Source organism: Vibrio sp. HA2012 (assembly GCF_002812955.1).
GTDB lineage: Bacteria > Pseudomonadota > Gammaproteobacteria > Enterobacterales > Vibrionaceae > Vibrio.
Window position 1 is genome coordinate 204,645 of record NZ_PFXK01000002.1, and the last position, 12,886, is coordinate 217,530.

9 protein-coding genes are annotated in these 12,886 nt (G+C 39.2%); 5 read left to right on the plus strand and 4 right to left on the minus strand.

Translation table 11 applies throughout. The features are described from left to right. The first annotated feature begins 115 nt into the window (after positions 1–115). The 3 genes from CSW98_RS04830 (at position 116) to CSW98_RS04840 (ending at position 3,764) form a co-directional block, all read left to right on the plus strand. Positions 116–1,885 (plus strand): tannase/feruloyl esterase family alpha/beta hydrolase, encoded by a 1,770-nt coding sequence (locus CSW98_RS04830; protein ID WP_100799330.1) that lies wholly within the window; start codon positions 116–118, stop codon positions 1,883–1,885. Positions 1,886–2,000: 115 nt separating this feature from the next. Next, the gene (locus CSW98_RS04835) at positions 2,001–2,795 is read left to right on the plus strand and encodes a MerR family transcriptional regulator (protein ID WP_157810332.1); all 795 of its coding nucleotides are present in this window, start codon (positions 2,001–2,003) and stop codon (positions 2,793–2,795) included. Positions 2,796–3,053: 258 nt separating this feature from the next. Next, complete coding sequence (locus CSW98_RS04840; protein ID WP_100799332.1) at positions 3,054–3,764, plus strand: response regulator; 711 nt, start codon at positions 3,054–3,056, stop codon at positions 3,762–3,764. Between the two features lie 63 nt (positions 3,765–3,827). Here the strand turns inward: CSW98_RS04840 and CSW98_RS04845 are convergent, their stop codons facing one another. The 4 genes from CSW98_RS04845 to CSW98_RS04860 form a co-directional block, all read right to left on the minus strand. After that, positions 3,828–4,883: a 4-oxalomesaconate tautomerase gene (locus CSW98_RS04845; protein ID WP_100799333.1), complete on the minus strand. Its 1,056-nt coding sequence runs from the start codon at positions 4,881–4,883 to the stop codon at positions 3,828–3,830. A 200-nt stretch (positions 4,884–5,083) separates the two neighbouring features. Continuing rightward, positions 5,084–6,598, minus strand: a complete 1,515-nt coding sequence (locus tag CSW98_RS04850; protein ID WP_100799334.1) for a tripartite tricarboxylate transporter permease — start codon at positions 6,596–6,598, stop codon at positions 5,084–5,086. A gap of 22 nt (positions 6,599–6,620) precedes the next feature. Beyond that, the gene (locus CSW98_RS04855) at positions 6,621–7,109 is read right to left on the minus strand and encodes a tripartite tricarboxylate transporter TctB family protein (RefSeq protein WP_100799335.1); all 489 of its coding nucleotides are present in this window, start codon (positions 7,107–7,109) and stop codon (positions 6,621–6,623) included. Between the two features lie 14 nt (positions 7,110–7,123). Continuing rightward, positions 7,124–8,107: a Bug family tripartite tricarboxylate transporter substrate binding protein gene (locus CSW98_RS04860; RefSeq protein WP_100799336.1), complete on the minus strand. Its 984-nt coding sequence runs from the start codon at positions 8,105–8,107 to the stop codon at positions 7,124–7,126. A 417-nt stretch (positions 8,108–8,524) separates the two neighbouring features. Here CSW98_RS04860 and CSW98_RS04865 point away from each other — a divergent pair, with 417 nt between their 5' ends. Both CSW98_RS04865 and CSW98_RS04870 read left to right on the plus strand, forming a co-directional pair. After that, positions 8,525–10,000, plus strand: a complete 1,476-nt coding sequence (locus tag CSW98_RS04865) for a sensor histidine kinase (RefSeq protein WP_198517274.1) — start codon at positions 8,525–8,527, stop codon at positions 9,998–10,000. 163 nt (positions 10,001–10,163) lie between these two features. Further along, positions 10,164–12,737, plus strand: coding sequence for a bifunctional aconitate hydratase 2/2-methylisocitrate dehydratase (locus tag CSW98_RS04870; RefSeq protein ID WP_443083651.1), 2,574 nt, complete (start codon positions 10,164–10,166; stop codon positions 12,735–12,737). Positions 12,738–12,886: the final 149 nt, after the last annotated feature.

The window sequence follows — 12,886 nt, forward strand, 5'->3', positions numbered from 1 at the left end:
TTACGTATAAGTTCGCAGGTGCTGTCCATGACAGAAATACGTTGACCTTAGAGTGACTTCAACCCTTAGGATAAGTATTAGTAGTTGAATCTTTTTGTTTTTAAGAGGACATCTGATGACTAAATTCATAGTTACATTTATGTTGGCGACTGTAACTCTTTTATCTGGCTGTACCCGAGGGGATGCCTTACCACCTGAAGCGGTGACAGATAATAGTGTTATCAGTTCGTTGGCAGTTAGGCTTCCAGTTATACAATGCTCGGAACTTTCTTCTGTGGATATCACATCTATTGGTGGTGCAGGTAGTGTTATTACCTCTGCTGGTGTTGCAGAGCAATCAAGCGGGTCTGTCTGTATTGTAGAAGGAACCCTGGCTCCTGAAATTGGTTTTAAAGTTCAGCTTCCTCTGACAAGCTGGACTCAACGTTATATGCAGCTTGGCTGTGGAGGACTATGTGGTCGGGTGGGTCTGATGGCGGGAGCGTCAGATGGCTGCATGGCGGTAGATAATAACAATTTTGTCCTAGCTTCTTCAGATATGGGGCACAAAGGAGGCTCGGGTGATTTTGGTCATGATCCGCAGAAAAGAATCGATTTTGCCTATCGGGCAATGCACCTGACATCCGTAGTTGCAAAGGCATTAATTAATGAATTTTATGGTCAGGATACGCAGTTTTCTTATTTTAATGGCTGCTCTGATGGTGGGCGAGAAGCTTTGATGGAAGCTCAGCGTTTTCCTGATGATTTTGACGGTATTATAGCCGGAGCTCCGGCAATGAATTTTTCGGTACAGAATTCTTTTCACCATGGCTGGTTAGCGTTGTCCAACAGAGGGAAAGACGGTAATGCTATTCTGCACGCAGAAAAAATGCCTTTGCTTCATCAGGCAGCTTTAGATTTATGTGATGAGATTGACGGACTGAAAGATGATCTGATTCAAGATCCAAGGGAGTGTCATTTTGACCCTAAAATGATTCAGTGCGAACAGGGGCAAGCAACAGATAACTGTCTGACTGAAGAAGAAGTCAAAGCGGCTGCAAAAATATATGCGGGTCCGCATGATGCACAAACAGGTAAGGCACTGGCTCTGGGAGCTCCAATGCCAGGTTCTGAGCTTTCATGGCCGGGGGTTTTTGTTCCTCAGGCGGGCAGTGAAGATATTTTTAGTAAGCGTGTTGCAGAAGAAGCACTGCGGGGTGTTATCTATGCAGAAAATCCAGAACACTTTCAACTTTCAGACCTTAGGTTTACTGAAGCTGAATTTAATAAGGTGCGCGAGCTTTATGGGTTATACAGTGCTGTTGACCCTGATTTGAATGCTTTTAATGCTCAGGGCGGTAAGCTGATTCTCTGGCATGGCTGGTCTGATCCACATATTTCTCCTGTTAATAGCATTGCTTACTATGAAGCAGTGGAAAAGCTGATGGGGAAGAGGGTAACAGATAATTTCATGAAATTTTATTTGTTCCCTGGCATGTATCATTGTTCTGGTGGGGATGGACCTTACCAGTTTGATTTAACTACAGCAATAATGCGCTGGGTTGAACAGGGGATGGCTCCTGATGAAATTATCGCAAGTCAAAGCAGTGAACCGATCCACTTTAATGCAGCCGGTGCTCCGGAAGCTCAGACCGGTGATGAAGACAATATCACTAATAATGAAACAGCAATTGATCGTTCCCGCCCTGTTTATCCATATCCTAATATTGCGTTTTACAAAGGAACAGGCTCTATTAATAGCGCTAGGAATTTTGAATCTAAAAGAGGTGTCTATGGACCAGATTCCTATGATTGGGTTGGGGCTGAATATTATCAGCCTGGTAAGACACTGACATGTGAAGTGACTGACAACAAACTGACATGTTCTCCTTCTACAGATAAATAATCATCATTATGCCCTGCACGTCGGGGCACTTTGTATTTTATCTGTTTATCTTAAAGTATATATTCTGACGTGGGCACTAATCACTATTTATAGATGAGATCCGGCGGAGGCCATTTTGCAGCGTACATATACAATTAAAGAATTTGAGAAAGTGACCGGGGTGAGTGCGCATACTCTGAGGTATTTTGATAAAGTGGGTTTACTGTGCCCGGAAAGGAAAGACAATGGGTATCGGGTTTATTCTCTGAAACAAGTTTCTATTGCTGAAGGCATTATTTTATTACAGCAGGCGATGTTCAGTAATGCGGAAATAAAGGCGTTGCTTAGTGATTATACTTCGGCTCAGACGGTAGATTGTCTGAAAGCCAACCATATGAAACTCAGAGAGAAAATTCTTAGCCTACGTAAAGTCTATAAATTTATGGGTGAACATATTGATTACCTGGAAGATTTACTGTCTGTCCGTAAGCAGCTTAATAAACCATTCTGGGAACATCGGGATGAAAAAATCGTTGGTTTAATTCAGCCGAAAAATCCTCATGATATTGTAGATTTTTTTGATGTTGGTGATGAAATTATCGGTAATCCCTCTTGGTTACATTTTAACACTCACGGGATGATGGTTCCGGTAGAGCAAATATCGGAGACAGGTTATCCACTGAATACGATGTACATAGAAAATGCTAAAGTTGCCCGAAAAGCTCCTTTTACTTTGCCTGCCGGAGATTATTTGTGCATGTATTGCACACAGAGTATGGAAGATAATCCTTATGCTTCTCAGTTAATTACATATGCTAAAGACGCTGGATTTGAATTCGAACCTTACATCCTGATTGAGAAGGTGAGTGGTCCGGTTATTGAAAAGAAGAAAGAAGATTTTCTGGTAAAGCTGATGTTGGCTGGTCAATAAACTCCAGAAAGATTAGTGGTGTCTCAGTACCTGAGAGTCTGAGCGATATGTCGAACTGGATCCGATATCTATGTTTTGGTCATTAAAACCATAATGTCTTTTTTGGCTTGGTGGCAGCAGACCTAAATCAAGCTTTCTATGAATTATATATACTAAACTCAGATCTGAAAGATGACCACTAGAGCGTTTGGTGAAAGTAACCGTAAGTCAAAATAGGTTTTCCCTTACGCTTAACTACACACTCAGGATCTACAAAAGATGTTTAAAATTCCAGTCTTAATTATTGAAGACATAAAAGAAATGTCTAGTTTGCTTTCAGAGCATATCTCTGGCCTTTACCCATACGAAATTGTGGGTATCGCGCCAACGATAGCTGATGCTCGTATGATGATTAATCACCTAAAGCCATCCCTCCTTATTCTTGATAATTTTTTACCTGATGGTACAGGGCTTGATTTGATTAAGAGCTTAAGAGCGAAAGATAATCCGATAGATGTTATTTTTGTTACAGCAGCAAATGATTCAAAAACAGCAGTTACAGCCGTTCGCTACGGAGCCTTTGATTATCTATTAAAACCGTTTTCCCTTGAGCAGATCACAGATTCGCTTGAACGTTATTTTGAATTTAACCGTAGTGTACATATTGAGAAGGGTGAGAATATTAATCAGTCTTTTGTAAAAAGAATTTATAATACGCATCTGAATCCCGATAATATAACAAAACGTCCTAAGGGGATTGACTCAATTACTTTACAAAGAGTCATTGATTCTTTCGAAAAAGGAAAAAGTTATACTGCGTGTCAAATAAGTGAGAAAACAGCTATTAGCAGAACGACGGCAAGGCGCTATCTTGAATATGCAACAAATATAGGTCAGCTGAATGCCGATATTGAGCATGGAAGAGTAGGTCGGCCACAACGGATCTTTAGCCGAATTTATAACAAGCAAAAAGATAATAAAGAGTTGTAGGTAATGTTTTTCAGTTACAAGTCATAGGAAGTGACTTGTAACTGAAAAGGATGATTCTTCTTATTAAAGAGATAAAGTTCCTTCAAAAATCTTTTTCGCAGTTCGAATTAATGATACAGAAGATATCTTACCGTCTTCGCGAGTTACTTTCAGATCAATAAAGCCAGATGGGTGTTCAATACAGCAATCAATGAGGTCGTCTTCTGATTGAAGTAGCTCTGAGCTGACGGTTCCTTTATGACAAAGTGACATTGTAATAGCGATACTTCCGGTTACTGCAATAGCTTTATGACAACGTTTGGGTACATAGTAGCGAGCACAAATTGTGCCCTGTTCAGTCGCTGGTTTGGAAATGAGTACGGGTTTGGGAATAACTTTGTCAGAGACCTTACCAAGACCCATCATCTCGCCAGCCTGACAGCGTAATGTTTCCAGTTTTTGTGTGAATTCTGTATCAGCATCAAGCTCTGCTGGTGATTCGTGTCCTGTTTTTCCAAATTGAGCAGCATCAACAAGCATTACAGGGATCGCTGCATCAACACAACTTACTTTAAACTCTCCGATTTGGTCAGTTGGATTTCCTGTTGGAAAGAGTTTGCCGGTTTTTGCTCCTTCAACACCAAGAAAATTAAGTTCAATTGGAGCTCCCGGGTTATTAACTCCACTGATATAAGTATTTCCTTGATAATTCACTTTACCATTTGGTGTTTGTACACCAGCGTGGATAATTTTATTTGTATTGACGTTTCGGATTCGGACTGTAGTAATATCGCCTTGAACCTGAACAAGTCCTTTTTCAATGGCAAAAGGACCTACACCAGATAAAATATTGCCGCAATTAGGAGAGAAATCAACGTTCATTTCTTCAATACCTACTTGTGCAAATAAATAATCAACATCAACATCTGGCTGTTCTGAAGGCCCGACAATGGCTACTTTACTGGTCAGGCTGTTACCACCACCAATACCTTCAACCTGAAGTTCGTGACCTGACCCCATAACAGTCATTAGTATTTTTGCTATTTCATCATGTTCTTTTGGTAGGTCGGTTGATAAGAAGTATGGACCGCGTGAAGTTCCACCTCTCATCAGGGTGCACGGAATATTTTTCTGAGTCATAGTGTCCTCTCTTTATTAGTGTTTTTTGACGCTATAGACATATTCTCCTAAATAAAAAACAAGAATTGAGAGTAGATAAGCGAGACCTTCTGAAAATAAAAAACACTATAGCCATAATGGCCAAAAATAATTCTAGATAAATAAAAACCGCCACATAGAAATGTGGCGGTTAATTAGATTAATAATATATGTTGACTGTATTATACAGAAGCTGCTTTGGACTCTTTTTTCTTGGCCAATTTTGTACTAATCATTGGCCAGAAAATCATTCCAACTACAGCAATAAGGATAATTACAGTAATTGGACGTTGGAAGAATGACAAATAATCACCATTTGAAATGAGTAGTTGGCGTCGGAATGTCTCTTCCATCATGTTCCCTAGAACAATACCTAAGATTAAGGAGGCAGAAGAGAACTTATACTTCTTAACAAAGTAACCGAAAATACCAAATGCCAACATAATCCAGATTTGGAACACATCATTCGTTCTTGCATAAGCACCGATAATTGAGAACATAACAATCATTGGTGCGATCAAGCCATATGGTAATCTAAGTACGGCTGCAAATGCTTTAACAGCAATACGACCACTGAAGAACACAATGATACTTGCAATCAACATTGAAAAGAAGATGCAGTACAAAAGCAGTGGTTGTTCCGTCATCAATTGTGGGCCGGGTTGCAGACCCTGCAGTACAAGAGCTGCAAGAATGATGGCTGTTGTTGGTGAACCAGGAATACCGAGCACCAGCGTAGGAATCATCGCACCACCACCGGCTGCGTTGTTTGCGGTTTCTGGAGCCAGTACTCCCTCTTCTGCACCTTTACCGAATTGTTCTTTGTGCTTACTTGAACGAGCGGCTTCACCATAACTTACAATGGAAGCAATTGAACCACCTGTACCTGGCAGAATTCCAACAGCAGTACCAATAATAGCAGATTTCAGCACAGTCGCTTTGTATGACCAGAATTCTTTTAGGCTGATACTTTCCAGAGATACTTTTCCTGTATCACCAGTTGTATTCTCATTACTGTTTGCACGATTGATGATTTGTTTGAATACTTCAGCCATGGCAAATGAACCGATCATGATCGGGATATATTCGATACCATTAAGAAATTCAAGCCTGCCAAATGTAAGACGAGAAACACCGGTCATTGGATCCATACCAACCATAGCAATAAGAATACCAATAAGACCAGTGGCCAGTGCTTTCCCCAGGTTTTTCGAGCCTACGGAGGATATACATGCCATACCAAGAAGTGTTAAGGCAAAGTATTCTGCACTTTGGATTTCTAGTGCTATTGTAGAAAGAGCGGGGGCAAGAAAGAGCATTACCAGTACAGCGAAAATACCACCGAATGAAGAACCAGACATAGCAAGGCCAAGAGCTTTACCGGCTTTACCAGCTTGAGCCATTGGATAGCCATCGAATGTTGTTGCTACAGATTCTGCAGTACCAGGGGTATTAAACAGTATTGCTGTAATGGAACCCCCATATGCTGAACCTGCATATAGAGCAACCAGCAGAATAATCGAAGGGTAGATACCCATGTAATAGGTAAATGGGATCATCAAAACGATACCCATGGAGGAACTGATCCCTGGAAGGGTACCGAAGCACACCCCCAAAAACATTCCGACAATAATTAGTATAAAGTTGGCAGGTACAAAGATAACTTGTAACGCGTCCAGCAATAATGAAATGTCCATTATTTTACTCCGGATTTATATATTAATAGAGTAGATAACTAATTGATTCAAAGATACCGACCCCTCTTGGAAGAGGTATACTAAGAATGTTACCAAATACAACAGTAAAGGCGATCGCGCTAATTACAGTTGTTAATGCCATTTGCAATGGTTTTCTTTGGTTAAGGATATACATCACCGAAGAAACAATAATAGCTGCTCCGAACCAGAAACCAACAAAGTCTATAACCAGAACAAAGACAACAATTACAGCAAGAACAGCGAGGAAACCTGGATCAAGCTCTTTAATTTTTTCTTTCTTACCAGTCTTTTCAGACTGACTTATTTTATAAGCCTTAAATGCTTTATAAAGCGAAGGAATCAAAAGTAGAATTGCCAGAATCATAACCACTTGTGGGAAACCAGCAGGACCTATTGGGTCTGTCATTCGTGCTGTATTTATATCCATTGACTCATTAAAAAATATACCCATTACAGCTAATAGGAATATATGAAAAATTATTTCACCCATTTGGATAAACCTCGTTATTTAAGCCCAACTTTTTTAGCTACAGCATCAAACTTTTTATATTCAGATTCCCATTGCTTATAAAAACCTTCAGCATCAAGATAACCAGGACGAATATTTACCAAATTTAGTTCTGCAAAATCTTTGTACTCCTGAGTGTCATAGGCTGTTTTCATTTTATCAATAAGGTATTTTTTAACTTCCGGAGATGTTCCTTTTTTAACAACAAAACCACGCCATGAACCGATAGTTACGTCATAGCCAAGTTCTTTTGTTGTTGGGACGTCTTTGAATACATCTATTTCAGTGATCCGCTTTTCATTCAATACGAGGACAGGTTTTACTTTGCCATCTTTGATGTAGTTAACTGCGGATACAATTTTGTCCAGATAAATATCAACTTCGCCTCCAAGTACGGCAGCTTTAACTTCTGAGCCCGAACGATATGGAATGAACTTTATTTGTACGCCGGTTTCATCAGCCAGCGCGTTAAGAGTCAGGTCGTCTAATCCTCCCGGACTTATACCGCCAAATGTTACAGGATTATTTTGTCCGTATTTCACCAATTCCTCGAAAGAAGAGAATTGACTGTTTTCCGGTAAACACAAAACATAGATATCTGACTGGATACGGGCAAGTGGTTCAAAGTCACGCATAAACTTAACGGCCTTACTTACACCCAGAGCATCAGCTATAACCATTGATGGTGTAACTTCAAGAAGTGTGTATCCATCGTTTGGTTTTTGTGCGGCATAAACCATTCCAACGAGTCCACTACTACCTTTTTTATTGACTGCCTGAATTGGCTGGGGCATATCGTTAGCCATCAGAGTTGAAAATTTACGTGCAAAAGTGTCACTGGCACCACCTTCACCAAAAGGAATAATCATTTCAATAGGTTTTGTTGGGTATGCAGCTGTATCTTCAACCTTGTTTTCTGGTCCGCAACCTGCAAGCACTAATGCAGCTGCTATGCCGGATAAAGCAATAACTTTGTTCATATATTACATCCTTAAACTAATGGATTTTAACCTGATTCAAATTATGAATCTGGAGGTAATAATATCGTCTTAATAATATAAGGATTGTGACGGTTATGGATATCGAATCGGAACATAATAGACAGTATGGTGTTTATGCACAAAAAATAATTCTTATGTAACCATATGTTTTTATAGGTTATTTGTGGTCATGTTTATTATTTACAATAACAATATAATGTTGTGAGTTAAACAAGTTTTCAAAATAAAAAATATGTGTATACTTATTTTTGTGGTTTTCTTACACCGAGGCGCATTTTGAAACCAATATCATTTTTCCATAAGATTCTATTTTTAATGCTATTTGCTGCATTTTGTATTGTACTCTCTTTTGAGTTTATTCTTTATGAGAATATTAATTCTGTGAGAGTCGATAGTATGAAATCTCTTGCGTTGAGTCAGGCTAAACTGATTGCGTCTAATCAGAATTTGAGATATGCGGTCTATAATGAAGATAGTGCAATGCTTAGCCGATTAATGGAGAATTACGAGCCGCCTGGAAATATTGACTATGTATCAGTTTCTAATACCAATCAGATCCGTCTTTTTCATAGTGAAGGAAGAGGGGTCGGTCAGGCATTGGTTAATGTTGATTTTGAGAAAGTCCAGTCTGGAAATGATGTAACTTCTATTAGTACAGGTATAGAAAATAAATTACTTATCAAAGCCAGAGTTCCGGTATTTTATAACGGTAGATTTTCTGGGGTTGTATCTGTTGGTATAAATTATGATAAGGCGTTGAGTGACCTCTATCAAAGATATTGGCTGATATTCATATTGTCAGTGTCCTTATTGTTGGCATTTTTTATTTTTAGCCAAAGATTTGTTAGTTATATTCGTAATAAGATGCACCATCAGAGTCCTCAGGAAATAGAGATGGCTCTGAAATTAAGGCAAGGGATATTAAACACAGTTTTTGAAGGGGTTGCAGCTGTAGACAAAGAAAATCAAATTTTGGTTTTTAATGATTCTGCTCTTCGAGACTTACATATATTAGATGCTCGAGAAAAAGTTCAAGGTTCTCATATATCAGAATATATTTATCCTACGGATTTTTTTGATGTTCATAATGACGGTGAAGTTACGAATCAAGCAATAACCTGTAATGGGGAAATATTAATTGCTAATAGAAAGTTTATGTTCGATGCTCAAGGTAATAAAACTGGTGTTGTGATAAGTTTTAAAATAAAGAGGGAAGTGGAAGAATTAGAACAAATAATAAATACAGCTAATAATGATAAAGAAAATCTTAGAGCAATAATTCATGAATTTAATAATCAAATGTCAATAGTTTATGGACTTCTTCAGATGGAAAAATACGATAAAGCAATGGACTTTATTCGTTCTGAACATAAGAGTAAACAAAGTGATATTTATACTTTTTCTAAATCTTTTCAAGTGCCTACTCTCGTCGCTCTCATATTAAGTAAAGTGTCAAGAGCGAAAGAGCTAGGTGTGACACTAGAAGTCGATCCTTTATGCACTGTTAACGAAAATTACTTACCTATTAGTGAAAATGAATTGAATTGTATTATAGGAAATCTTTTGAATAACGCTTTCGAATCTATTGTATCATCAGAGCCAAATGAAAAATTGGTAAGACTATACATTAGTCATGGAAATGATTTAATCATAGAAGTTGAAGATAGTGGTAACGGTATCACAAAATCCGACGTAGATAAAATATTTGATAGAGAATACACAAAAAAAGATGGACCGAACCACGGTATAGGATTGAATCTAATAAAAAACATTGTATCTGAAGCTAATGGAACCATTATTGTTGATGAATCGGAATTGGGAGGAGCTTTATTTAGTATATATATTCCAGTTATTATTAATCAGACGGATTGAATTAATGATAAAACTCTCAAGTATCAGATTTTCATGATTGTGTTCATAAAGTACATACTGTTTTTTTTGTCATATGGTCACTTGGTTATTTGTCACGTTCCTGATAATGCAAAGTAATGACAATATTATTACTCACTGAGACAGGAACGGTATTATGAATACAATCTATAAGCAATATCTTAATAAATGTGAAGAACGTGCAGCAATGGGGGTGGATAAGCCTTCACTGACGGCTGAAGAAGTTAAAGCATGTTTTACACTACTTGAGACTGAATCTGACACTTCTTTGGTAGAAACTCTCGTTGAACTTATTACATATCAGACACCAGCAGGGGTGGATGATGCAGCCTTTATTAAGGCGGACAAATTATTTGCTATTGCACAAAAAAGACTGAGAGTGAATGGTATTGACTCTGTTGAAGCAACTAAACTGCTCGGTAGTATGGTCGGTGGGTACTGTGTTGATAAATTAATTGCGCTTCTTGAAGATGACGAGCTTGCACAAACCGCGGCTGATGAGCTGAAAAGTATCATTTTAGTTTATGAAAAGGCTGATGATGTTGTAGCAAAAGCACAATCTGGTAATAAGTTTGCAGCTAAGGTTGTTGATAGCTGGGCAAGTGAAGAGTGGTTTACTGATCGATCGGCAGTTGCGGAATGTTTGACGATGACAGTATTTAAAGTTACGGGAGAAAGTACCACTGACGATTTTTCCCCTGCCCCTGATGCCTGGTCACGACCTGATATTCCTTTACATGCCCGGAGTATGTATAAAAATCCACGAGAAGGCGTGCAGCCGGATGAAGAGGGGGTCACTGGTCCTGTATCTCAGATTGAAGAGCTGAAGGTTAAAGGATATCCGATTTGTTTTGTTGGTGATGTTGTTGGTACCGGGTCGTCTCGTAAATCGGCTGCTAATTCACTTATTTGGTATATCGGTGACAAAATTCCATTTGTCCCAAATAAAAAAGCGGGTGGTGTTGTTCTTGGTGGAAAAATCGCGCCAATATTTTTCAATACACTAGAAGACTCAGGTAGTTTACCAATAGAAGTGGATGTAACGCAGCTTAATACTGGTGACGTAATCGATATTTACCCGTATCGGGGGGGTATCTGTAAACACGGGACTGATATAGAAATTGCGAAATTTACGTTAAAACATAGCTCTATTCTTGATCAGGTTCGAGCTGGTGGCCGGGTTCCTTATTTAATTGGTCGGTCTTTGACAAATCGAGTGCGCAGTGCTTTACATCTTCCATTAGAAGAGGCTGGTAAAGGAGCTGTAAGCGGGCCATTCACACTGGCGCAAAAAATTGTCGGAAAAGCGTGCGGTGTTGAGGGTATTAGACCCGGTATGTTTTGTACGCCGAAAGTGACTACAGTAGGGTCACAGGACACAACGGGGGGAATGACTCGGGATGAGATTAAGGATTTAGCTTGTACAAAATTTAGCGCGGATCTTGTTATGCAATCATTTTGTCATACTTCCGCTTATCCTAGGACTATTGACAGTAAGTTGCATGAGTCTTTGCCGGGCTTTTTTCACTCTCGCGGAGGAATCGCTCTTCGACCTGGCGATGGTGTCATACATTCATGGCTAAATCGCATGTTAGTACCAGATACTTTGGGAACCGGAGGTGATAGTCATACACGCTTTCCTGTAGGAATTTCATTTCCGGCAGGCTCCGGGATGGTTGCCTATGCAGCGACAACCGGTACCATGCCAATTGATATGCCCGAGTCAGTGCTGGTTAAATTTACCGGTGAGATGCAGCCGGGTATTACTCTACGTGACCTGGTACATGCAATTCCCTACTTTGCTATTCAGAAGGGGCTGCTAACTTTGGAAAAAGCGAATAAGACAAATGTATTCTCGGGACGTATTATCGAAATTCAGGGGCTTGAGCATTTAAGTGTCGATGAGGCATTCGAGTTAACAGATGCTTCTGCTGAGCGTTCTTCTTCTGCCTGCACTATTGCTCTTTCAGAAAAAAATGTAATAAAGCATATGCAGTCGAATGTTACTCTGCTGAACTGGATGATCCAAAATGACTATGGTGATCGTACTGCCTTGCTAAATAGAGTCAAGGCGATTCAGACCTGGCTGGAGAATCCGGTATTGATTAAGGCTGACGAAGATGCTGAATATGCGGAAGTTATTGAAATTAATTTGAATGAAATAAAAGAGCCTATTCTCTGCTGTCCCAATGATCCGGATGATGCAAGACTTCTTTCAGATGTTTCCGGAACAGAGGTGGAGGAAGTATTCATCGGCTCATGTATGACTCACGTTGGGCATTTCCGGGCAACTGCGCAGTTATTATCTGAGCAGAATCAAATTGCGAAATCTAAGTTATGGCTGGCTCCACCAACCAAGATGGATGATATCCGGCTTCGTCGGGAAGGTTGTTTTAATACTTTTGTGCGCTTCGGTGGCCGTGTAGAAGAACCTGGTTGTTCTTTGTGTATGGGGAACCAGGCTCGCGCAATGGAAGGTACAACAGTAGTTTCAACGTCTACGCGTAACTTTCCGAACCGTATGGGGACAAACACAAATGTGTTTCTTGCTTCTGCTGAATTGGCGGCAATCACCGCAATTATTGGACATTTACCAACTGTTGATGAGTATATAAAATCTGTTTCTGGATTAAAAGAAAACAAAGATAAAATATATAATTATTTATCTTTCGATAAGGATCCGATTTATAACAAAGAACTAAATATTCTAACAGTGTAATTTATAATATGTACTATCCATAAATAAGTGGATAGTACATAATTCTACTCTATAATCATACCATTTTTGAGTGGTATGATTATAGATGATGGAATATATAAATAAAGAGAGTATTTACCTTAAATAAAAAATATTTATCAGGATTGATA